The sequence below is a fragment of the Salinicola sp. MH3R3-1 genome (genome assembly GCF_001937155.1).
Classification (GTDB): domain Bacteria; phylum Pseudomonadota; class Gammaproteobacteria; order Pseudomonadales; family Halomonadaceae; genus Salinicola; species Salinicola halophyticus.
On record NZ_MSDP01000011.1, the window covers coordinates 1 to 22,972 of the forward strand.

Genomic DNA, 22,972 nt, shown 5'->3' on the forward strand with positions numbered 1-22,972 from the left:
GAATCGTTCAGTCTGTCACCGCCTTCGCAAACGGCATTCAACGACGCGGCTACGCCCTGGGCCGTCGACGATGGCCTCACGCTGAACGCGGGGCTTTATGACCAAGGTGGCCCAGAGGTCGCTTATCACGACAGCAGCGAGACCCAGCTGGGCGACAACACCCGAAACGAAGGCGTCGATCTGCGCGACAACGGCAATTCGATCGGCTCGATCGCCAACGGCGAATGGGTGGAATACACCATCGACGTTGCCACGGCGGGTACCTATCAGCTGTCATTCGCTGCGGCGACGATGTCCAGCGGGCGAACGGTGACCGCCAGCGTCGAGCAGGACGGCACCGTCTATACCAGCGCCACGCCCCAGGCGGTGACCAATACCGGCGGTTGGAACAACTATCAGGCCAACGACGGTATCGAGCTGGATCTCGCCGCCGGCGAGCAGACGCTTCGGCTGACGTTCAACGGCGGCGCGATGAACCTGAAATCGTTCACGTTGACGCCGGAAGCCAATGCGGCAACCACTGCCTCAGCCTCGACGATGTCGCTGATGACGGCTGACGACGACGGTCCCGGTTCGATTCCGTTGCTGCATGATGTCGTCGTACTCAGCGATGACGTCGCCCTGGCAGGTGTCGACCAGCCGGAGCACGCCAGCGTCGCCTAGGCACTCACTCCGGGTTCTCATGCTTGGCGTCTGCACTCGGGTCGTTTCATTCATCGATAGCCGGGCCCCTGGGGCCCGGCTTTTTCATGTCGACAGGGCAGCAGCATCGTTCAGGGCGAACCGGTACCCACTGCGCGTTGAGGGCGCAGCGCACCGATGATGACGCCCACGCAGATCAGCGAGCAGAGGAACATCGACGCGATGACCCAGCTCAGCGTTTCCGGCAGCAAGGTCGACAGCGCACTGAGCGTGCCGGCAATCCCGAACTGGCAGGCGCCCAGCAGAGAAGCCGCGGTGCCGCCATGGCGTTCGAAATACTCCATGAAGCAGGCCTGATTGTTGGGTACCACGGCGCCCTGGGCACCGATGGTCAGCATCATGGCCGGCAGGAACACCCAGACCGAGACGTCAGCCCACGTCGCCAGCGACAGCAGTAGCACGCCAATGAACTGCACGCACAGACAGGTAATCAGAATCTGGCGCGAGGTAAATCGGTTGAGGACGGCGCGATTGGTCAGATTGACCAGCAGCATGATCAGGATATTGGCGCCGAACATCAGCGAAAAGACGCTCTCCGACTGCCCGAAGTGGGCCTGATAAATGAACGATGCGTGAGTGATGAACAGCATCATGACCGAGAAGGCGAAGGCCTGCAGAGCAATGAATGGCAGCGCGGCCCGAGTCGCCAGCACGAAACGGTAGCGCGTCAGCAACGAATCCTGTTGCTGGGCGACGACGCGCGGCTGGGCATGGCGCAGCACCACGCGAGCCTGCAGCGGAACCACGCCAAGCGCGTAGATGGCAAGGAACCAGAAAATGGCGTGCCAGTCGCCCAGCGCCAGCAGCGCACTGCCGATACTCGGCGCGACGCCGGGCGCCACCACCATGATCAGCCCGATCATGCTGAACAGCTTGGCAGCCTCGCGCCCTCTGACCTGGTCCCGGACCAGGGCCGGCACGAGCACCATGATCCAGCCGCCGCCGAAGGCCTGAACGCCGCGTAGCGTCAGCAGCAGATTCAGATCGTCGGTCTGTGTGATCGCCAGGCAGGCGGCAATGAAGATCCCGAGCCCCGCATACATGACCCGAGGTCGTCCAATTCGGTCCGACAGCGGCCCGCCGACCAGTTGGCCGATGGCGAGGCCAAAGATGTAGATCGAAAGACTTCTCGAGACTTCGCCAATGCCGACACCCATCGCGTCGGCCATGGCCGGGAAGGCGGGGAGATAGGCATCGATCGACAGCGGTCCGAGGGCCATGGTGATGGCCAGCACCAGTGGCAGGGCAAATGAGTAGGAACGAGACATGGAGACCTGTGAAGTTCGTTGCCAAATAGTAGATATTATCAACTATTTGTATGAGCTGCGAGAATTCCAGGTGTCATCTTGTGACCCGAGCGGCCCGACGGGGGCGTCGGAAGCGTCAGGCCGTACGGTAGGCGAAAGGCATTTCTGCCAGCATCCCGCGGCCGCCGGATAGGGTCAGAGCGAGATCCTGCAGGCAGTCCCAAACGGGTAGGGCGATGGCGCCCTTGATCGCCAGATCGATGCGCTGGGAGAACATCAGCAGCTTGTGCAGGCGTCGCTGGGGCAGACGCTTGAGCGCCTGCTGATAGCCGGGGCGACGTTTTTCCGGAATCATCGGGCGCTGAGCCTTGCAAGCATGCTCCAGGCTCTGACCCTGGTCGAGGTGCTGAAAGATCGAGAGCAGCGTTCGCAGCTCGCGGGTCAGCGCCCACAGGATGATCGGCGCTTCGACGCCTTCCTGGCGCAGGCCGCGCACGATGCGAACGACACGGTCGCGATCGCCTTTCAGACACGCATCCACCAGCGTGAAGACATCGTAACGCGCACTGCTCTCGACGCCGCTGGCGATCGCTTCGACATCGAGGCGTGCATTGGGCGGCAGCAGCAGTGCCAGTTTCTGCAGCTCCTGATCCGCCGCCAACAGGTTGCCTTCGGTGCGTTCGCCGAGTAGCCGCGCCGCCTCCATGTCCATGGTGAAACCGTAACGGTTGGCCCGATCGCGCATCCAGAAACCCAGACGCTGATGATCGACCGGCCACACCGGGACGAACAGTCCCAGCTTGTCGAGCGTCTTGAACCATTTGCTCGACTGCGACTTGCGGTCCAGGCGCTGGCTCGACAACAGCAGTACGTTGTCGCTGCCGCCCGCCTGCTCGGCGTAGGCTTCGAGCGCTTTGCTTCCCTCCTGGCCGGGGGACTGGCTGCCGAGGCGCACCTCGATCAGCTTGCTCGAGGCGAACAGCGACAGACTGGCCGCGGACTCCAGCAGCTGGGTCCACTGAAAGCCGGATTCGACGTGCATCACCTCGCGTTCTTCGATGCCGCGCTCGCGGGCAACGCGGCGCACGGCATCGCAGGCTTCCAGGTGGATCAGCGGCTCGTCGCCGGCGACCAGGACCACCGGCGGTAGGCGTTTCTTGAGCGCCTCTTCCAGCTTGTCGGGAAAAACCTTCATGGCGTCTCGAGCGCGTCCAGTCGGTCGATGAGTTGTTCGGCGGCATCACGACGCAGCTGCCTGACGGCTCCGGTACGCAGCTCCTCACCGGAATAGATATCGTCGGTGGAGAGCAGCACCGTTGTCGACGTCTCCAGCTGCTGCTGATTGAGCAGGTAGGCGCTATCCGAGACACGCTGGACGGAGAACGGCGCCGTCAGCGTGATTTCGGTCTCGCGGCTGCCGGAGTCGGAGCGGGTCAGGCGAGTCTCGCTGATTCGCTCGTCGCCGAGATTGACGCGCAGGTCGGCGTCGTCGACGACGCGCGTGCCGGCGTTCTCCAGCGAGCGTTTCACTTCTTCGCTGAACGGAGAAACGTTGGCGCTCAAGCTGAGTTCGGAAAGACTCAGGGTGGGCTGGTTCAGCCCTCGGAGCTGAAAGCCACAGCCGGCCAGTGCGGTCAGCGATACCGCGAGTAGGCCGGTCAAAACGGTGCGACGAATCATGAAAAGCTCCTTGTCACGGACGGCAATGCAACAACTCAGTTGGCAACGACTCAGTTAGCAACGACTCAGTTAGCAACGACTCAGTTAGCAACAATATTGACCAGTTTACCGGGAACGACGATGACCTTGCGCACGGTCTTGCCTTCGACATGACGCTGCACGTTTTCTTCCGCCAAGGCCAACGACTCAACCGCTGACTTGTCGGCTGCCGCCGGCACGTCGAGTCGAGCTCGCAGCTTGCCGTTGACCTGCACCACCAGTTCGACGCTGGCCTTGACCAGGGCCTCATCGTCCACCACCGGCCAGCTCGCATCGATCACCGGCGTCTGGTGACCCAGCGACTGCCAAAGCGCGTGACAGACGTGCGGCGTGATCGGCGAGAGCAGCAATACGCAGGCTTCGATGGCCTCGCGACTGACGGCAAGGCCTTGCGGCGACGTGTCGTCGAAACGCCCCATCGCGTTGGTCAGCTCCATCACCGCCGCGATCGCGGTATTGAACGTGGTTCGACGGCCAATGTCGTCACCCGCCTTGGCGATGGTCTCGTGGGTCTTGCGGCGCAGATCTTTCTGCGCGTCATCCAGCACGGCCACGTCGAGTGACGCCGGCGTACCCGCCGCAACATGATCGGCGACCAGCTTCCACAGCCGCTTGAGAAAGCGATGGGAGCCTTCGACGCCGGAATCCGACCACTCCAGGGATTGCTCCGGCGGGGCGGCGAACATCACGAACAGGCGTACGGTATCGGCACCGAAACGATCGATCATCGCCTGCGGGTCGACACCGTTGTTCTTCGACTTGGACATCTTCTCGATGCCGCCCATGGTCACCGGCTGGCCATCGTCGATCAGTCTGGCACTGATCGGACGGCCCTTGTCGTCACGGTCGACCTCGACATCGGCAGGATTGAACCACGCCTTGCCGCCGTTGGCTTCTTCGCGATAGAAGGTCTCGGCGATCACCATGCCCTGGGTCAGCAGGCGCTGGAAGGGCTCGTCGCTATTGACCAGGCCTTCGTCGCGCATCAGCTTGTGAAAGAACCGGGCGTAGAGCAGGTGCAGGATCGCGTGCTCGATACCGCCGATGTAGAGATCCACCGGTAGCCAGTAGTTGGCGCGGTCGTCGAGCATCGCCTCCGGATTGTCGGCACAGCAGAAGCGGGCGTAGTACCAGGAAGACTCCATGAAGGTGTCGAAGGTATCGGTTTCCCGAGTCCAGCCATCACCCAGGTCGTAGAAGGACGGCATCTTCTTCAGCGGCGAGCCCGACGCATCGACTTCGACTTCCATCGGCAGCGCCACCGGCAGCTCGTCGTCGGTGAGCGGCACGGTCTGGCCTTCGGGGCCGTACTTGACCGGAATCGGTGCGCCCCAGTAGCGCTGGCGGGCGACGCCCCAGTCACGCAGCCGGTATTGGATCTTGATCCTGCCGCGGCCTTCGGACTCGAGTCGGGCGGCAACGGCAGTGAAGGCGGCTTCGAATTCGAGGCCGTCGAACTCGCCGGAGTGGATCAGCTTGCCATGATCGACGAAGGCACCCGCGGAAAGATCCGGCGTGCTGCCATCAGCGTCGGCGATGACCGGCTGGATCGGCAGCGCATATTTCGTCGCGAACTCCCAGTCGCGCTGATCGTGGGCAGGCACGGCCATGACAGCCCCGGTGCCGTACTCCATCAGCACGAAGTTGGCGACGAAGATCGGCACTTCCTGGCCGGTCAGCGGATGGATCGCACGATAACCGGTATCGCGGCCGCGCTTTTCCATGGTCGCCAGCTCGGCTTCGGAGTTGCCGCCTTGCTGACATTCGAGCAGGAATTCGGCCATGGCCGGATCCTGTTCCGCGGCGCGCTTCGCCAGCGGGTGGCCAGCGGCCACCGCCATGTAAGTGACGCCATACAGCGTATCGGGACGAGTGGTGTAGACATCGAGCCGGGCATTGGCGTCCGCCGCATCCAGGCCGGCCACGTCGAAGCTCAGTTCGACGCCGCGGGACTTGCCGATCCAGTTGCGCTGCATCGTCTTGACCTGCTCGGGCCACTCGACCTTGTCGAGATCGGCCAGCAGTTCATCCGCGTAGTCGGTGATCTTGAGGAACCACAGCGGGATCTCCTTGCGTTCGACCCGCGCGCCGGAACGCCAGCCACGGCCGTCGATGACCTGCTCGTTGGCGAGCACCGTCTGGTCGACCGGGTCCCAGTTGACCGTCGACATCTTCTTGTAGACGACGCCTTTCTCGACCAGCTTGGCAAAGAACCACTGTTCCCAGCGGTAGTAGTCGACGTCGCAGGTCGCGAATTCACGATTCCAGTCATAGGCGAACCCCAGCGACTTGAGCTGGCTGCGCATGGCGTCGATGTTCTCGTAGGTCCACTTGCCCGGCGCTACGCGATTCTTGATCGCGGCGTTCTCAGCCGGCATGCCAAAGGCGTCCCAGCCCATCGGCTGCAGCACGTTCTTGCCCTGCATGCGCTGGAAACGCGTCACCACATCACCGATGGTGTAATTGCGCACATGACCCATATGCAGCTTGCCGCTGGGATAGGGGAACATCGACAGGCAATAGAACTTCTCGCCTGTCGCATCCTCGACGGCCTTGAAGCTCTGGTTCCGGTTCCAGTATTGCTGGGCGGCGTTTTCGATCGCTTGCGGGTTGTACTGTGCGTCCATCGGTTTGGTCAGGCACCTTGCGTTCGGCGTGTGGGAGCGCCAGAGTCCCCGCGAAAAGCTATACTCATTACAGACGAAAAGAAGCGGGGCCGGCTTGATTTTTCAGGGCCACAAGCATACCCCAGACCCATCGTCGCAAGTAAGAGCCTGGCATCAAGGCTGGGTGAATCGATCCGCAGCAGCAAAAGGGGATAGCCATGGATGAGCAACAGTCACGACCCGAGGCGCGTTCCCGTCTCAGCGAAGCCTATGAACGCATTCTGACCCGTTTGAAGGACGGCGGCGGAGAACTCTCCTGGGACAGCTTTCAGCACGAACTCGACGAGGCGGTCGCGTTCGAGTCCGAGTTCGAAGAGTTCACCAAGGACGAGGCGGCGCTACTACGTGCCTGGGTCGAGCGGGACATGCGCGATTTTCGCCAGTATCTGGCCAGAGGTGGCGAGGGCATCGCGACTTGGCTTGGGATCGATCTCGACGTGCTCTCGCGCCGAGTCAGCGAAGCGCTGTTCTCGATCGCCGATCGCACCACCATCGATCGCGAACGCTTCGATGACGACCTGGAAGCGGCTCGGGCCGACTACACCGCCGGCGAAGTGGCGCTGCCGGGACGCATGAACTGCGTTCACTGTGGCGTCGGCGTGCTGCTCGATCAGGTCGCGCGGCTGGACGCCTGCCACGCCTGCGGACATCGCTACTTCCAGCGCGTTTCCGGGATGCCGCAATCCGAATCGCGGCCCTGAGGCCGCTTTATCGACGCTCACGACTGGCGGCTCGGCACTCGCCAGTCGTGGGCGTGTCAGCGGGGGCACGGCTTGGCAAATCAGGTCGTGGGCCGCATGAAGGGTTCCGGGGGGTGGCGCCATTCGGACTCATCGGCATCCAGTGCGCGGTGGGAAGATTCCGGCAGGCGCAGCCCTCCCCACATGGCCAATAGCGTGATCGCGATCAAATAGATCGCTGGCGACAGATTGTTGCCGGTGCGCTCGATCAACCAGGTTGCCACCAGGGGCGCCGTCCCGCCGAAGATCGTATACGAGACGTTGTAGCAGAGTGCCGAGGCGGTATAGCGCACCCGGGTCGGAAACTGCTCCGACAGCAGTACCGCCGTGACCACGCCGCAGATCACCGCGCCCACCGCCATCAGCATCGCGCCGATCAGCGATGCCCACCATTCGCCGCTCCCGGCCAGCGTATAGGCGGGAAAGACCGCCACGATCAGACACGTTCCCGCCGTCAGGATCGTCTTGCGACGTCCGACACGGTCGGCATATCGCCCGACGAACGGACATAGCGCCGCCGCGAAAATCAACGCGCCTAGACTGGCCAGTAGCGCGGTGGTTCGCGACGCGTGACCCACGACCTGCATGTAGGTCGTGAAGTAGGTGGTGAACATGTAGAACGATAGCGCCGTGACCGAAATGAAAGCGCTCAGACTGACAATGGTCGCGCCGTGCGCCCGGACGGTTTCTTTCAATGGTGCCTGCGGCACGGCATGTTGTGCTTTCAGGGCCTGGAAAGCGGGGGATTCGTCCAGTCGCAGGCGCATGTAGAGCCCGATCAGCCCCAGCGGCGCGGCGACCAGAAACGGAATACGCCAGCCCCAGGCGTTCAGAGCCTCTTCGGACAGGATGGTGCTGATGACGAAGGTCAGCGCCGCCGCGGTGGCAAAAGCCATAAAGGTGGAAACCGGCACGAAGCTGCCGTAGCGGGCCTTGCGGTGGGTCGGCGCGTGTTCCATCACGAAGGCACAGGCGCCGGCATACTCGCCGCCGGCGGAGAACCCCTGAATGCAACGCGCCAGAGCCAGCGCCAGCGGGGCAAATAGCCCGGCGCTTGCGTAAGTCGGCAGCACGCCGATCAGCGTCGTGGCCCCGGCCATCAGGAGCACGGTCACGGCAAGGATGCGCTTGCGCCCGATCCTGTCGCCCAGCATGCCGAAGAAGATCCCCCCGAGCGGGCGTAGTGCGAACGACACCGCAAACACCGCGAACGTCTGCAGCAGGGCCAATGAATCGTCGCCGGGCGGAAAGAAGTGCTGCGAGATGATCACGGCCAGAAAGCCGTAGACGGCAAAATCGAACCACTCGACGAAGTTGCCGATCGCCGAGGCCGCGATCACCTTGCGTAGCGTTGAAAGGTTGACATCGGTCGAAACTGAGTCGGTCGCATTATTGTTGTTGACCGTGGCCATTGCCTGTCTCCGTGGGGTCTCGAGAGGGAAGCTCTCAGCCTAGGGTGACAGGCAATGTTCTATCGGCATTCAGGCGACGAGAAGTGTTCTGGCTGCGACCAGCTTCGCGGGTCGGCGACGAAAAAGCGTCAATCCTCGATGCCGAGCTGCTGTTGCACTCGTTCCAGCGAGTCCTGCTGCAGACGTCCGTAGAGTTCGAATTCGTCGTGAACCGGCCGACCCAATGCCAGCTCGAAGGCGCTCTGGTTGGATTCGCTGCGAGACTCGCTGGCATGCGCCTGCTGCTGGGTGTCGCCGAGGTTCGACTGGAAGATGCCGGCGGCGCTGACCGGCAGGAAATCCTCGTAGGTGATCGGGGTGGCATCGATCCACCCCGTACCCACCGCGTCGTCGAGGGAAGCCGGGGCCGACTCGCCGCCGGCCAGACGCTCGCGCCCGCTGTCGCTGAGCTGATAGCGAAAGTACGCCAGCGCTTCACGCCGCAGCGTTGCCGCGTCATCGGGGAAGGCAGCGAAGACTTCGCCCAGCTGGCGCTGATGGGCGAGATTGTCGGCGGCGGCTGGCGCCTGGCGTGATTGGGCCAGCAGCTCGTCATATCGCGCGCGTCCCTTGGGTGTCAGTGCGACACCGCGTTGTTCGATCTCGCCGAAACGCGCGGTGTGAGTGCCTCCATCGCTGTCGGCGAACCGTACCGATTCTTCCAGGGCCTTGAAGCTGGTCTGGCGCAGCAGGATCGGCCACTGGCGCCGGGGCGGCCCCTCGATCACGGCCTTGGGGGTAATCCCGTAGTCCGGCATCGCGGCCTGGGCGGCGTCGATATCCAGCGTTCGCGGGGTCAGATGGTTGATATGCGGACCGCGGAAGCAAACCACGTCCGCCACCAGTCTGTGGGCCGCGTGCAACGCATGGTACGTGTCATGGTCGACGGTGGCGTCGCGGTGCCAGCGAAAGGTTTCCAGAATCTCGGTCACGAAACGCTCGGCCTGGTCACGAGCGAAGCCACCCTGGCGCTCACCCAGTTCGATCAGTTCGCGCGCCCCAGGGGTGAAGATGTCGCGCTCGGCAAGAATCGAGGCGGCCTGACGGCGCAAGGCGGCATCCTCGATCAACTCCAGGCGCAGCAGCGACGTGAAAACCCGGAAAGGGTTGCGCTGAAGCGAGCTTTTGTCGATGGGGCGGAAAGCCGTGGAATGGACCGGTACGCCGGCCTCGGAAAGGTCGTAGTAGCTCACGGGATACATCCCCATCAGCGCGAATACGCGTCTCAGCGTCGACAGCTCATCGGCGGTGCCGACGCGAATCGCCCCGTGACGCTCGACGCCCAGGCGCGAGGTCTCGTTCTGCGCGTCGAGCCGAGCGGCCAGCGCCGGATCCGAGTCGAGCGTCGTCTGATTGATATTGGCGACCAGTTCGAGCAGATCGCCATATTGCGGCACTTCCTGCCGGTACATGTCCGACATGGCTTGGGAGAAGGCGCTGCGGATATCGTCGGGGGAGACCTGAGACAGTGTCATGACATACTCGATGACCGGAAATGAAGAGTTCCATCCAACGCTATCGTCAGGCGGGAGGCAAGCCTCGAATGCCGCCTCGGAACCATTCGATAAACCGGCGTCGCATATCCGGAAATGACGCAGGGTCGAAGATCGTGACGCCACGCCCGTTGGCTGGAGTGCCAGGGCGTGGCGACAGGCGGCGGGGTGTTACCTGGGCTGGCGGGCCTTCCACACCAGTGCCGGCGCCAGCAGTAACAATGACAGCAGCCACGTCGGCCAGCTGCCGGTGCGGGTGAACGGCGTCTGTCCGGTCATGGGGACGATATCGCCGACGACGCTGGCGGTTTCGAACTGCGGCGCTCGCTCGCGCAGGCGGCCGTGATCGTCGATGATCGCCGTGACCCCGTTACTGGTAGCACGAACGACGTAGCGGCCGTTCTCCAAGGCACGCAGTTGCGCCATCTGCAGATGCTGCAGCGGTCCGATCGAGCGGCCGAACCAGGTGTCGTTGGAAACCGTCAGCAGGACGTTGGCATCGCGCGCCCGCTCCGCGACCAGGTCGGGGTAGACGATCTCGTAGCAGATGGCGCTGCCGATGGCGATGCCATGGGTCAGAATCGGCAACTGGGAATCGGCGCCGGCGGCGAAGTCGGACATCGGCAGATCGAAGAAGTCGATGACGCCGCGCAGCAGGAAGTCCAGCGGCAGGAATTCGCCGAACGGCACCAGGTGGCTCTTGCGGTACTCGCCGCGGGTATCGCCGACGCCGGTGATGGCGTTGTAGTAACGCCCTTCGGCGTCACGCTGGACGACGCCGGTCAGCAGTGAAGTGTCGCTGGGCAGCGTCGACTGCAAGCGCGCCATGAACGGCCGCGCCTGTTGTTCGAGCATCGGCAGGGCGGTCTCCGGCCAGACGATGATGTCGACGTCGTCAGGCACCTGACGCGTCAGGCGAGAGTAAGTGTTGACTGCATCACGCTGGCCATCGGCGCTCCATTTGGCGAGTTGCGGCAGATTGCCCTGCAGCAATGCGACGCGCAGCGGGTCGGCGGCCGGTGTCGTCCACTGGGCGGGTAGCGCCAGCGGCACCAGCCAGAGCAGTGCGATAGGAGCGATGGCCCACCAGCGACGATGACAAAATTCGACAAGGAGCGTGCCGGTGAGCGCGACGATCAACGACAGCAGATAGACGCCGCCGATAGGCGCCCAAGGTGCCAGCGGCGAATCGACCTGGGCGCTGCCCAGCAGCAGCCAGGGGAAACCGGTGAACGCCCAGCTGCGGAAGGCCTCGCCCAGTACCCAGAGCCCGGCGAAGCTGAGAAAGGCCAGTCGCGGCGAAGTGAAACGACGATAGAGCCCAAAGACGAGCGCCGGGAATAAAGCCAGGGTGCCGACGAAAAGCGCGGTCAGAAACAGCGCCAGCGGTACGCCGGTATAGCCGTAGTCGTGAATCGAGACATAGACCCAGGAAGTACCGCTTCCGAACAGGCCAACGCCGAACACCCAGCCGCGCAGCGCGCTCTGGCCCACGCTCAAGCGATGCTGGCCGAGATACATCAGGGCAACCGCTACCGGTCCCAACCACCACAGATGGAAGGGTGCGAAAGAGAGCGTGGCAAACCCGCCGGCAATCAGCGCAGCGAGATAGGCCGGCCAAGGGCGGCGGGCGGAAATCAACGGCTTGGCTTGCGGCATGTCAGGGGCGCTCCTTGCGAAAAGTGCCCCTTATACCAAAGTTGCTGAATGAATGCGTTAAGTGCTTTCAACCGCGCTGACCTGCGCCTAGAGTCCCGGGCCTACAGTCCCGCACCTACAGTCCCGCACCTACAGTTCCGACTCAGATGCCCGAGCCACGAATCAGGCCTCGCTCAGCTTTCGATGCGCCGTGCCGGTTCGTTTTCGTTTTCGACTTCGGTCGGTACCGGTTTGGCCTGGAGCAGGCGAATGCGTCGGTTGTCGGCATTGAGGATGGTGAAGCGCCACTCGCCGAGATCGGTATGCTCGTGGCGACCCGGGAGGTGGCCGAAGCGCTGCATGATCAGCCCGCCGACAGTATCGAACTCCTCGTCGGAGAATTCGGTGTCGAAGTGTTCGTTGAAGTCTTCGATCGGCGTCAAGGCGCGAACGGCATAGGTGCCGTCGCCCATGTCGCGGATATCCTCTTCCTCGTCGGTGTCGTGCTCGTCCTCGATATCGCCGACGATCTGCTCGAGAATATCCTCGATCGTGACGATACCGGCGGTGCCGCCATACTCGTCGACCACGATCGCCATGTGATTATGGGTATCGCGGAACTCCTTGAGCAGGCTGTTGAGACGCTTGGATTCGGGCACGAACATCGCCGGGCGCAGCACGTCGCGCAGGGCGAAAGCCTCGCGCTCCTGAGTGTTGCCTTTGAGTAGCGGGAGCAGATCCTTGACCAGCATGATGCCGAGCACGTCGTCTAGATTGTCGTCGATGACCGGATAGCGCGAATGCGCGGTTTCCAGAATGATCGGCAGGCAGTCTTCCGGACGCTGAGTCACGCTGATGGCGGTGACCTGAGAGCGCGGGATCATCACCTCGCGCACCTGCTGATCGCTGATCTGGAATGCGCCTTCGATGATCGTCAACGCATCCTGATCGAGGTTAAGGCGTGGGCCGGCCTCGCGCAGAAAGGTGAGCAGCTCTTCACGCGAGCTGGGTTCATCGAAATCGCTGGAGAAGGTACTGATCAGTTTTTCAAGCCAGGATCGACTGCTCTGGCTACTCGATCGGTCTTCGCTCATGACTGTGGTCTCTTGTCCTCGAATGACACACGGAAGGGAAAAGGACTATCGCTCCATCGCAATGCCCGTAGGCGACACGATGCCTTCGCGGCGCGCTCGAAAGAGAGTCGCGGCGAATCGATGATCGATATCCAAAAGGGGCCAACCGCGATTCGGGCGCGGCTTGGCGGAGGCTCGTCAGGCGCTTCGGCCATCAGGCTTGGGGTCTCGCTGGATGCTTCCCCATGACCGCAGGAAGATCTCGTCGGTATCGGCATGATGCTGGATGTTGACGCTTTGAGTCGGAGTTTAGGCATCGGGTTTCGAATCGACGACGCGATACGGGTCCGCAATGCCAAACTGGGTGAGCAGAACTCTCTCGAGAGTTTCCATCTGCTCGGCTTCATCATCATCTATATGGTCATAGCCGAGCAAATGCAAGCAGCCGTGTATTACCAGATGGGCGTAGTGATCGCGGATTGACTTGTGCTGTTCCTGCGCTTCGTTGGCCACCACGTCGTGGCAGATCACCAGGTCGCCGAGCAGGGGCAGTTCGATCCCTGGCGGGGATTCGAACGGAAAAGAGAGCACGTTGGTCGGCTTGTCCTTGCCGCGATAGTCCCGGTTGAGCTGTTGGCTCTCGTCACGTTCGACGACGCGAATCGTCAATTCGTGGCGAGTATCGCCCTCATGAGCGAGTACCGCACCGACCCAGTCTTCGAGATCCGACTGGCTCGGGAGAGCCGTTTCGGCTTCGTCGCCGACGGCGATCTGGAGATCGATCTCCGGGGTCATGAGTCGTCGTGGCCCCGGTGGGTCTCGGTCTCGAGCCGCGCCTGACGGCGATCTTCCCGACGCTGTCGCTGGGCCGCTTCTTCGGTCGCCTCGTGAATGTCGTAGGCCTCGATGATGCGCTGCACCAGCGGGTGGCGGACGACGTCCTTGGGCGCGAACTGGGTGATTCCGATGCCGGCCGTATCGCGCAACACCTCTAGCACGTGAATCAACCCCGAGCTCGTGCCACGCGGCAGGTCGACCTGGGTCGCGTCGCCGGTGATCACCGCCGTCGAGCCGAAGCCGATACGCGTCAGAAACATCTTCATCTGCTCGCGCGTGGTGTTCTGGCTCTCATCCAGAATGATGAAGGCGTTATTGAGCGTACGCCCGCGCATGTAGGCGAGCGGGGCGATCTCGATGATCTGGCGCTCGATCAGCTTGTTGACCTGCTCGAAGCCCAGCATCTCGTAGAGGGCGTCGTAGAGCGGGCGCAGATAGGGATCGATCTTCTGCGCCAGGTCGCCGGGCAGGAAGCCGAGCTTCTCGCCGGCCTCGACCGCCGGGCGCACCAGCAGAATGCGCCTGACCTCCTGACGATTGAGCGCTTCCACGGCCGCTGCCACCGCCAGATACGTCTTGCCGGTACCCGCGGGGCCGATCCCGAAGTTGATATCGTGACGGCGAATGCTGGCGACGTAGCCCTGCTGATTGAAGCCGCGCGGCTTGATCAGCGTTCGCGGCGTGCGGATGAGCAGGCCACCGGCTTCGATATCGCCGATCTCCTCTTCCATCGCCTCGACCCCCGACTCCTGGAGATAGAGATGGACAGTGTCCGGGGTCAGTTCGTCGGCTTCGGTCTCGCGGTAGAGATGCTCGAGCACGTTGGCCGCTGCCTTGACGCCGGCGTCGGGGCCGGCCATCTGGAAGACGTTGCCGCGGTTGCGCAGCGTGACGCCGAGCCGTGCCTCGACCAGTTTCAAGTGTTCGTCGCGCTGACCGCAGAGATTGGCCAGACGCATGGGATCGTTGGGTTCGAGCGTCAAGGAGACGACGCGATTGTCAGACTGTTGGTCTTGGGTCAACGCAAAGAGGTCCGTTGTTTTGAAAAAATGGATTTGAAAATATGGCTTTGGAAAAAGCGCAGCACGACTGCCATATCGCCAGCTTACTGCGCAGTTTCCTGTCGGAGCAATGCTTGAGGTTAACCAGTGTCAGCCACCGGCTTCGCGTCACCCGTTAGCGCTGAAGCAGGGCAACGCCGCATCTCTCTGACGGAATGTCGGATGCGTCTCGCGGCATTGCGCCTGAATTCAGATGGGGAGGCCGAGACAGGGTCAATAGCGCTCGCCGGAAACCAGCTCGCCGCGCAGCGAATTGGGCAGCGCTTCGGTGATGCTGACATCGACGAAATAGCCGATCAGCGACGTCGGATCGTCGGCCCGGAAATTGACCACCCGATTGTTCTCGGTTCGGCCTGAGAGCTGCCCCGGGTCTCTGGGCGAGAACCCGGTGACAAGAATTCGTTCGACGTTGCCGACCATGCGGCGGCCAATCTGGGCAGTCTGCTGATTGAGTCGATCCTGCAGGATCGCCAGCCGCTGCTTTTTCGTTTCCGCCGAAGTCTCGTCGGGAAGGCTGGACGCCGGCGTTCCCGGTCGCTTCGAGTAGATGAAACTGAAAGAGGCATCGAAACCGATGCGATGAATCAGGTCCATGGTGTCTTCGAAGTCAGCGTCGGTCTCGCCAGGGAAGCCGATGATGAAGTCCGAGGAAAAACTGATGTCCGGACGCAGGGCACGAATGCGCTCGAGCTTGTCGATATACATGTCGCGATCGTGGCCGCGCTTCATGGCGGCGAGAATGCGATCCGAGCCTGATTGAACGGGCAGATGCAGGTGGCTTACCAGCTCCGGTATCTCGCCATAGGCTTCGATCAGGCTGTCGGAAAACTCGACCGGATGCGAGGTCGTGAAGCGGATGCGGTCGATACCGTCGACCGCCGCCACGCAGGCGATCAGCTCGGCCAGATCGATCTCGTCGCCATCGGCATCCGGCCCGCGATAGGCGTTGACGTTCTGGCCCAGCAGGTTGATCTCGCGCACGCCCTGGTCTGCCAGATGAACGACTTCTTCCATCACCGATTCGAAAGGGCGCGAGACCTCTTCGCCACGGGTGTAGGGAACCACGCAGAAGGTGCAGTACTTGGAGCAGCCTTCCATCACCGACACGAATGCGGTCGCGCCATCGGATTTCGGCTTGGGCAGATGATCGAACTTCTCGATCTCGGGGAACGTCACGTCCACCGTCTGGATCGGCGATGCGCCCTTGTTGCGGGCGTCCAGCATGGTCGGCAGCCGATGCAGCGTCTGCGGGCCGAATACCATGTCGACGTGGGGCGCACGCTTGCGGATATTCTCGCCTTCCTGGCTCGCAACGCAGCCGCCGACGCCGATGACCAGATCCGGCTTGGCGGCTTTCAACTTCTTCCAGCGTCCGAGCTGATGGAACACCTTCTCCTGTGCCTTCTCGCGAATCGAGCAGGTGTTGAGCAGAATGACGTCGGCATCACCCTCGTTGTCGGTCATTTCCAGACGATGAGATTCCCCGAGCAGATCCGCGATGCGAGCGGAGTCGTACTCGTTCATCTGACAGCCGTGGGTCTTGATGAAGAGCTTCTTCGTCATAGGTTGCGTTGCTGCGGCCATGCGCGCGTCACCGGTGCCCTGTCGTGGAAAAGAGAGGAGAAAAACAAGATGGAAAGCCTGCCTGAATGGATCTCCGTCGAGCAGGCGTCCTTGAAAACGCGGCATTATACGACCGTTGACCCGATACAGCCAACCCGCGTCGCTCGCATGGCGCGATGGCTGTGGTACCCTTGCGCCTATTTGCAATGCCACGCTGAAAGCCGAGAATCGGGGATGATGTCTCGAGTCGAAAGGCTCGGCAGCGTCGGTAAAGATATCGAGAGAGCCGTTCATCTATGCCCAGCAAGCCGATCTATCGGGTAGTGTTTCACAATCAGGGTGAAGTTTGGGAACTCTACGCCAGGGAGATCTTTCAAAGCGATCTGTGGGGCTTCATTGAAGTCGAAGCTTTCGTGTTCGAGGATCAGTCCAAGGTTGTCGTCGATCCCGGCGCGGAGAAGCTTCGACGCACCTTCGATGGCGTCAACCGCAGTTACATTCCCTACAGTGCCATCGTCCGTATCGACGAAGTGGAGCGAGGGGGGATAGCCAAGGCCGTCAAGTCCGAGGGTAACGTCGCCGAATTCCCGCGGCCCATGGCGTGGCCGCCCCGGGATGATACCTGAGACGACCGGCTTCGAAGTTTCGGAAAGTTTTTGAAAAATCAGGGGTTGGTCAGATTTTCACCAATTTGTCGCAATGCCGAGACAGCCGGTGGATAGGCTCATCGATGCGCAGGTTGTCCAAATGGTTATCCACAGAAAGTGTGGATGATCGATTCACCGCCCTTGCAGGAAGCGAGGCGTGGTCTCATCGTCGCGTGAACCAGTCAATGTCCAACCGTTATCGATTAGCCACTTAAGATCACGACGATATGTTGAAAATTCGAAATGTAGTTCTGGGTTGCGCCTTGAGCGCGACCCTGTTTTCCGCTCCTGCCATTGCGCAGAACGGCCACTGGATCAGTGATTCGTTGACCACGTTCGTGCGCAGCGGTCCAACCGATGGCTACCGCATCGTGGGTACGCTGACCAGCGGCGATCCGGTCACAGTGCTGCAGACGCAGGGCGACTATACCCAGGTTCGCGGCCCCGATGGGGACGAGGTCTGGGTTCAGTCCCAGTTCGTGCAGGACGAACCCAGCGCCCAGCAACAGCTGCCGGCGTTGCAGAAGAAAGTCGATCAGCTGACCACGCGGCTCGACGGCATCGACGACGAGTGGAATCAGCGAGTGGCCGATATGCGCAACGAACTGCAAAGCCGTGAGGCGCAGGTCGACGAACTCCAGACCACCAACAATCAGCTCGACGAGTCCTACTCTCAGGCCGAGAGCAGGATGCGCGAGATGCAGGCGCGTCTGGACACGCAGAAGGAGGACCTGTTGATGCGCTACTTCATGTATGGCGGTGGTGTCGCGGCTGCGGGTTTGATCGTCGGACTGATCGTGCCGCATCTGCCGCGTCGTCGGCGCAAGCGCGACCGTTGGTTCTGAGTCTCGCCGGGAGTGCCTCGTGACTGCAGCGGATTGGCTCGAACGGTGGCAACAGGGGCGCATCGGGTTTCATCGCGAGGCGCCTCATCCGGCTTTGACGGCTCACTGGCCGGCGATCGGTCTGGAGGCCGAGGCCAGGATTCTGGTGCCGCTATGTGGCAAGAGCCGGGATATGCGCTGGTTAGCCGAGCATGGTCATCCGGTGCTGGGCATCGAACTCTCGCCGCTGGCCATCGAGCAGTTCGTCGCCCAGAGTGCTCAGCCTGTACTGCGTTATCGTCAGCCAGAGTCCGGGAAGTCAGGGTTCGACTGCACCCGCCAGGGCAACATCGAACTGTGGTGCGGCGATGTGTTCCGATTTCAGGTCGACCATGCCGCCGAGTTGGCGGGCTTTTACGATCGTGCCGCTCTCGTCGCGCTACCGCCGGCGGCGCGACAGCGCTACGCCCATCATCTGGCCCAGCTGTTGCTGCCGGGCGGGCGGGGGCTGCTGATCACGCTGACCCACGACGATCCCGAGCGCGGCCCGCCGTTCAGCGTGACGCACGAGGAAGTGGAGTCGCTGTTGTCGCCCAACTTCGAGCTGACGCTGTGTGACGTCTCGCCAGCCGAAGATGGCCTGACCGAAAGCGTGTGGAAAATGGTGAGGCGAGGCCCCGCGAGCTAGCGCCGTACCGTCACGATCATCGACATACCCACCGTGTTGGATCGAATAAGGAAAGCCGCCTGCTACGTTGCCGTAGCAGGCGGCTTTTCATTTCTGCTTAAGGGCCGTGGACGTATCAGCGCGCCAGCAGATTGGCCAGCTGCTGATCGCGGAAGGTGCGGTCGAGAGCGTTGCTCAACAGTTCGCTCACCATGCGGTTGTTGGTATCCCAGTCCGGCTTGAGCGCGTAGCTCTGCGAACGTTTGGCCGTATAGCGACCCTTGTAGGTATTGTTGCCATTGGCGACATCGGCCTGGATGATCGCCTGCAGCTGAGAGGCGCCCAACATCGGCTGCTCGGCGGTACCCCGGGCGTAATCGAGCTCGGCCAGCGTCAGTGTCAGCGAGGGGCCGCCATTGTTCTGGCTGGTCGGGTTGAAGCCCATGCCGCGCAGAGCATTTTCCGCTTGCGAGCGGATCTTGGGAATCACGTCGTTGGCTTCGACCGTGATCGTCGAGGTTGCCGATGCCGTGCCGGATCGGGTGCCGATGACGCTACTGTCGCGGCCGTCGACCACCTCGAGCGAGACAGACTGGCCATTGCCGGCTTGCGGGAACCCGCCGCTGACCTTGGGGCTCACGGAAAGAATCTGCGGGCTCTGAGCGCAGGCTGTCAGCAGGCCGAGCAGTAGCAACGTGGCGGTACATTTGAGCGCAAACCATTGACGCATAACGCTAACCTCTCGAATCGTGGGGGCGGACGCGCCCATTATAGACACTGTCCGCCACTTTCCGGAACGCGGGCAAGCGTCGAACGGAAATTCCGGAGGTGAATCGGACGGTCTCCTCTCACGAAACCGATAACGGCGCCAGTGTCTGCGGGCGTGGTGTATCGAAGCGATGCAGACGGCTGGGTTGCGCGAATAGTCGTTTGCCGCGGGTGATCGCCAGACGTTCGAAATCGGCATGGCTGATCGTCGCCAGCCACGGTTCGCCGAGCCAGTCGGCCTCCAGCTCGATCCGCACTTCGGCGCCCACCGGCACCACCGCAGTGACGCTGACCGGCAAGTGCGCGCGTGCGCTGGGCTGCTCGTCCAGGCGAACCTCATGGGGGCGCAGCAGCAGTTCCCGGCGGCCATTCTCGACGCCGGGCACCGCCACTCGCGCATTGCCGCAGGTCAGTACTTGGTTCTCGATATCGCCTTCGAGCCGGTTGACGTCGCCCAGAAACTCGAACACGAAACGGTTGGCGGGCTGGCGATAGAGCGTATCCGGCGTCGCGATCTGCTCGACCCGGCCATTGCTCATCACCACCACGCGATCCGACAGCTCCAACGCCTCTTCCTGGTCATGGGTCACGAACAGGCTGGTGAAGTTAAGCTCCTCGTGGAGATGACGCAGCCAGCGACGCAGCTCCTGACGGACCTTGGCATCCAGGGCACCGAACGGCTCGTCGAGCAGCAGGACGTCGGGTTTCAGGGCCAGGGCGCGTGCCAGCGACACGCGCTGCTGCTGGCCGCCGGAGAGCTGGGCGGGAAAGCGTTCGGCGAAGTCCTGAAGCCGGACCATCTCGAGCAGCTGCATCACCCGGGTGCGGATTTCGCCGCTCGAGGCCCGCTGCGAACGCGGCATGGCGGTGAGACCGAAGGCGACGTTGTCGAACACGCTCATGTGGCGAAACAGCGCATAGTGCTGGAACACGAAACCGATGCGCCGGTCTCGCACGTGGACGTGGGTCACGTCGCGCTCGCCGAAGTGGATCGATCCGCCGTCGGCCTGTTCCAGCCCGGCGACGATACGCAGCAGCGTAGTCTTGCCGGAGCCGGAGGGGCCGAGCAGCCCGATCAGCTCGCCATCGTGAATGTCGAGATCGATGGGCTCGAGAGCGCGGGTTTTGCCATAGGTCTTGTCGATCTGCGAGATGCGGATACTCATGTCGCGGTCTCCCGGCGCGCGGCGCGCCATTCGAGTGCCGCCTTGGCGGCCAGCGTCAGCAGTGCCAGCAACGCCAGCAGCGAGGCGCTGGTGAAGGCGCCGACGGTGTTGTAGTCCTGATAGAGCTGTTCGACCTGTAGCGGCAGGGTGTTGGTCTCGCCGCGAATCGCCCCGGCGACCACCGAGACGGCGCCGAATTCACCTACGGCGCGGGCGTTGGTCAGGATCACGCCGTAGAGCAGGGCGTGGCGAATGTTGGGCAGCGTGACACGCCGGAAGATCGTCCAGCCGGAAGCGCCCAGCGTCACCGCGGCTTCTTCTTCACGCGAACCCTGTGCCTGCATCAGCGGAATCAGTTCGCGCGCGACAAATGGACAGGTGACGAAAAGCGTGACCAATACGATGCCCGGCCAGGCGAACATGATCTGGATGTCATGGGTGTCGAGCCAGCCGCCGAGCCAGCCGTTGCGGCCATAAAGCAGCAGGTAGACCAGGCCGGCGACCACCGGCGAAACGGCAAACGGGATGTCGATCAGCGTCTGCAGCAGGCGGCGGCCGGGAAACTCGAAACGGGTGACCAGCCAGGCCAGAAACACCCCGAAGACCAGATTGACCGGCACCGTGATCACGGCGACCAGCAGCGTCAGGCCGATGGCAGCCAGGGTGTAGGCGTCGCTCAGGTTCTGCCAGTAGACGTCGATACCGCTCATCAACGCCTGGGCAAAAATCGCCACCAAGGGCAACAGCAGGAACAGCGCCGTCAGCGCCAGCGCCACGCCGATCAACAAACGGCGGACGCGCGGTGCATCACCGATACGGATCATCAGCCGCGCCCTCCATGCAGTCGCTTGATGAATCGCCCCTGCCACAGGTTGATCGCGAGCAGCAGGGCAAGCGAGGTGGCGAGCACGATCGAGGCGACCGCCGAAGCGCCGGCGTAGTCGTACTCCTGCAGTTTGACGAAGATCATCAACGAGGTGATTTCGGTCTCGTAGGGTTTGCCGCCGGCGATGAAGATCACCGCGCCGAATTCCCCCAGCGAGCGCACGAAAGCGAGCCCGGTACCCGTTACCAGCGCCGGCCATAAGTAGGGCAGGATCACCCGACGAAACGCGAGGCCATCGCTGGCGCCGAGGGTCATCGCAGCTTCGTCCACTTCGGCCGGCAGATCTTCCAGTACCGGCTGCACGGTACGGACCACGAACGGGATGCTGGTAAAGGCCATCGCCAGCGCGATGCCGACCCAGGTGTAGGAAACCGAAATGCCCAGCGGCTCCAGCAGCCGGCCGATCCAGCCGTTACTGGAGTAGAGCGTTGCCAGCGTGATCCCCGCCACCGCCGTCGGCAGCGCGAACGGCAGATCCATCAGGGCATCCACCAGCCGCTTGCCGGGAAATTCGTAGCGCACCAGCACCCATGCCATCAGCAGCCCGAAGACCGCATTGAACAGGGCGGCCACCGCTGCGGCGAGGAGCGTGACCGTGTAGCTCGCCAGCAGGCGCGGGTCGGTGATCAGAAACCAGTACTGCGACCAGCTCAGCTGCGAAAGCTGCCCCACCAGACTGGTCAGGGGCAGCAGCAGAACCAGCGAGACGAAGGTCAGCGAGATGCCGAGTGACAGGCCGAAGCCCGGCAGTACTCGGCGTTCGCGACGTCGCGTGAGAGCTTGGGCGATCATCGGCGCTGGAGTTGATCCAGTTCACCACCGCTGGCGAAGTGCGTCTTCATCGCTTCCGGCCAGCTTCCGAAGACATCTTCGACGCGCAGCAGTTCGGTTTGCGGGAACTGGTCGCGGAATTCTTCGGCAACCTTCTCGTCGTTGACGCGGTAGTTGAACCCGGCCAGTAGGCGCTGCGCTTCCTCGGTGTAGAGATAATCGAGATAGCCCTTGGCCAGATCTTCGTTGCCGTTACGCTCGGCATACTCGTCGACCACGGCCACCGGAAATTCGGCCAGGATACTCACCGGCGGTACCACCACCTCGTAGTCGTCCTTGCCGTATTCGTTGCGGATGTTATTGACCTCGGATTCGAACGTGATCAGCACGTCGCCGATATCGCGCTCGACGAAGGTCGTGGTCGCGCCACGCCCGCCAGTATCGAACACCTCGACGTTGCCGAGGAACGTCTTCATGAAGTCTTCGATCTTGCTCTCGTCGCCGTCGAAGGTCTTGTCGGCGTAGCCCCAGGCAGCGAGATAGGTGTAACGGCCGTTGCCCGAAGTCTTGGGGTTGGGAAAGACCAGCGACACATCGTCGCCAGCCAGGTCGTCCCAGTTCTCGATGTGCTTGGGATTACCCTTGCGCACCAGAAACGCGATGGTCGAGTAGTAGGGCGAGGCGTGGTTGGGGTAACGATCCTGCCAGTCCTTGGCGACCAGGCCGGCGTCGGCCAGTACGTTGACGTCGGTGACCTGGTTGAAGGTCACCACGTCGGCGCGCATCCCCTGCATGATCGAACGCGCCTGGGTCGATGAACCGCCGTGGGACTGTTTCACGCTGACGGTCTCGTCGTGCTGGGCCTGCCACCAGTCGATGAACTTCGGATTGACCGCGGCGAAGAGCTCGCGGGCAATATCATAGGAGGAGTTGAGCAGCTCCCGCGGTTCTTCCTGGGCCTGCGCAGGCGACAGGGCGCCTAGCGCCAGGGTCAGTCCGAAGGCGGAGGCGGCGAATAGCGAGCGAGGTCTGGAAAGCCCGAACATGTGTCAG

General features: G+C 62.5%; 21 protein-coding genes. 5 read left to right on the plus strand and 16 right to left on the minus strand.

Annotated features, from left to right (window positions below; translation table 11 throughout):
* Positions 1 to 663 (plus strand): carbohydrate-binding protein (locus tag BTW08_RS07715; protein WP_139313599.1); only part of this gene is annotated, 663 nt, incomplete at its 5' end.
* A gap of 110 nt (positions 664 to 773) precedes the next feature.
* On the opposite strand, the gene BTW08_RS07720 is transcribed toward BTW08_RS07715, so the two are convergent.
* The 4 genes from BTW08_RS07720 to leuS all read right to left on the minus strand — a co-directional run bounded on the left by BTW08_RS07720 (position 774) and on the right by leuS (position 6,295).
* On the minus strand, positions 774 to 1,970 hold the full coding sequence (locus BTW08_RS07720; protein WP_075561948.1) for a multidrug effflux MFS transporter: 1,197 nt from the start codon (positions 1,968 to 1,970) through the stop codon (positions 774 to 776).
* A 115-nt stretch (positions 1,971 to 2,085) separates the two neighbouring features.
* Positions 2,086 to 3,144: a DNA polymerase III subunit delta gene (gene holA, locus BTW08_RS07725; RefSeq protein WP_075561949.1), complete on the minus strand. Its 1,059-nt coding sequence runs from the start codon at positions 3,142 to 3,144 to the stop codon at positions 2,086 to 2,088.
* Positions 3,141 to 3,629, minus strand: a complete 489-nt coding sequence (lptE, locus tag BTW08_RS07730; RefSeq protein WP_075561950.1) for an LPS assembly lipoprotein LptE — start codon at positions 3,627 to 3,629, stop codon at positions 3,141 to 3,143. The genes holA and lptE overlap by 4 nt, the downstream gene beginning before the upstream one ends.
* Positions 3,630 to 3,709: 80 nt before the next feature.
* Complete coding sequence (leuS, locus tag BTW08_RS07735; protein WP_075561951.1) at positions 3,710 to 6,295, minus strand: leucine--tRNA ligase; 2,586 nt, start codon at positions 6,293 to 6,295, stop codon at positions 3,710 to 3,712.
* A gap of 197 nt (positions 6,296 to 6,492) precedes the next feature.
* Between leuS and BTW08_RS07740 the strand changes: the two genes are divergently transcribed.
* Positions 6,493 to 7,035, plus strand: a complete 543-nt coding sequence (locus BTW08_RS07740; RefSeq protein ID WP_075561952.1) for a zinc ribbon-containing protein — start codon at positions 6,493 to 6,495, stop codon at positions 7,033 to 7,035.
* A gap of 80 nt (positions 7,036 to 7,115) precedes the next feature.
* On the opposite strand, the gene BTW08_RS07745 is transcribed toward BTW08_RS07740, so the two are convergent.
* The 7 genes from BTW08_RS07745 to miaB all read right to left on the minus strand — a co-directional run bounded on the left by BTW08_RS07745 (position 7,116) and on the right by miaB (position 16,190).
* A complete protein-coding gene (locus BTW08_RS07745) occupies positions 7,116 to 8,486 on the minus strand; it encodes an MFS transporter (RefSeq protein ID WP_075561953.1) in 1,371 nt (456 codons plus the stop codon).
* A 128-nt stretch (positions 8,487 to 8,614) separates the two neighbouring features.
* Positions 8,615 to 10,000 (minus strand): VOC family protein, encoded by a 1,386-nt coding sequence (locus BTW08_RS07750; protein WP_075561954.1) that lies wholly within the window; start codon positions 9,998 to 10,000, stop codon positions 8,615 to 8,617.
* 189 nt (positions 10,001 to 10,189) lie between these two features.
* The gene (gene lnt / locus BTW08_RS07755; protein WP_075561955.1) at positions 10,190 to 11,677 is read right to left on the minus strand and encodes an apolipoprotein N-acyltransferase; all 1,488 of its coding nucleotides are present in this window, start codon (positions 11,675 to 11,677) and stop codon (positions 10,190 to 10,192) included.
* A 173-nt stretch (positions 11,678 to 11,850) separates the two neighbouring features.
* Positions 11,851 to 12,750 (minus strand): transporter associated domain-containing protein, encoded by a 900-nt coding sequence (locus BTW08_RS07760; RefSeq protein ID WP_075561956.1) that lies wholly within the window; start codon positions 12,748 to 12,750, stop codon positions 11,851 to 11,853.
* Between the two features lie 288 nt (positions 12,751 to 13,038).
* Positions 13,039 to 13,524 (minus strand): rRNA maturation RNase YbeY, encoded by a 486-nt coding sequence (ybeY, locus tag BTW08_RS07765; RefSeq protein ID WP_075561957.1) that lies wholly within the window; start codon positions 13,522 to 13,524, stop codon positions 13,039 to 13,041.
* The gene (locus BTW08_RS07770) at positions 13,521 to 14,525 is read right to left on the minus strand and encodes a PhoH family protein (protein ID WP_083627767.1); all 1,005 of its coding nucleotides are present in this window, start codon (positions 14,523 to 14,525) and stop codon (positions 13,521 to 13,523) included. Before BTW08_RS07770 ends, ybeY begins: the two co-directional genes overlap by 4 nt.
* Before the next feature lie 315 nt (positions 14,526 to 14,840).
* Positions 14,841 to 16,190: a tRNA (N6-isopentenyl adenosine(37)-C2)-methylthiotransferase MiaB gene (gene miaB, locus BTW08_RS07775; RefSeq protein WP_075561959.1), complete on the minus strand. Its 1,350-nt coding sequence runs from the start codon at positions 16,188 to 16,190 to the stop codon at positions 14,841 to 14,843.
* Between the two features lie 296 nt (positions 16,191 to 16,486).
* On the opposite strand from miaB, the gene BTW08_RS07780 reads away from it, so the two are divergent.
* The 3 genes from BTW08_RS07780 to BTW08_RS07790 all read left to right on the plus strand — a co-directional run bounded on the left by BTW08_RS07780 (position 16,487) and on the right by BTW08_RS07790 (position 18,349).
* Positions 16,487 to 16,816, plus strand: coding sequence for a DUF1820 family protein (locus tag BTW08_RS07780; protein WP_075561960.1), 330 nt, complete (start codon positions 16,487 to 16,489; stop codon positions 16,814 to 16,816).
* A 248-nt stretch (positions 16,817 to 17,064) separates the two neighbouring features.
* Positions 17,065 to 17,682, plus strand: coding sequence for a TIGR04211 family SH3 domain-containing protein (locus BTW08_RS07785; RefSeq protein WP_075561961.1), 618 nt, complete (start codon positions 17,065 to 17,067; stop codon positions 17,680 to 17,682).
* A 19-nt stretch (positions 17,683 to 17,701) separates the two neighbouring features.
* A complete protein-coding gene (locus tag BTW08_RS07790; RefSeq protein ID WP_075561962.1) occupies positions 17,702 to 18,349 on the plus strand; it encodes a hypothetical protein in 648 nt (215 codons plus the stop codon).
* A 115-nt stretch (positions 18,350 to 18,464) separates the two neighbouring features.
* On the opposite strand, the gene BTW08_RS07795 is transcribed toward BTW08_RS07790, so the two are convergent.
* The 5 genes from BTW08_RS07795 to cysP form a co-directional block, all read right to left on the minus strand.
* The gene (locus BTW08_RS07795) at positions 18,465 to 19,058 is read right to left on the minus strand and encodes a YajG family lipoprotein (protein ID WP_075561963.1); all 594 of its coding nucleotides are present in this window, start codon (positions 19,056 to 19,058) and stop codon (positions 18,465 to 18,467) included.
* Positions 19,059 to 19,176: 118 nt separating this feature from the next.
* A complete protein-coding gene (locus BTW08_RS07800) occupies positions 19,177 to 20,262 on the minus strand; it encodes a TOBE-like domain-containing protein (protein ID WP_075562097.1) in 1,086 nt (361 codons plus the stop codon).
* Complete coding sequence (cysW, locus tag BTW08_RS07805) at positions 20,259 to 21,086, minus strand: sulfate ABC transporter permease subunit CysW (protein ID WP_075561964.1); 828 nt, start codon at positions 21,084 to 21,086, stop codon at positions 20,259 to 20,261. Before cysW ends, BTW08_RS07800 begins: the two co-directional genes overlap by 4 nt.
* Positions 21,086 to 21,940, minus strand: a complete 855-nt coding sequence (gene cysT, locus BTW08_RS07810; RefSeq protein ID WP_075561965.1) for a sulfate/thiosulfate ABC transporter permease CysT — start codon at positions 21,938 to 21,940, stop codon at positions 21,086 to 21,088. Before cysT ends, cysW begins: the two co-directional genes overlap by 1 nt.
* Positions 21,937 to 22,965 carry a thiosulfate ABC transporter substrate-binding protein CysP gene (gene cysP / locus BTW08_RS07815; protein WP_075561966.1) on the minus strand — a complete coding sequence of 343 codons (1,029 nt, stop codon included), beginning with the start codon at positions 22,963 to 22,965 and terminating at the stop codon, positions 21,937 to 21,939. The genes cysT and cysP overlap by 4 nt, the downstream gene beginning before the upstream one ends.
* Positions 22,966 to 22,972: the final 7 nt, after the last annotated feature.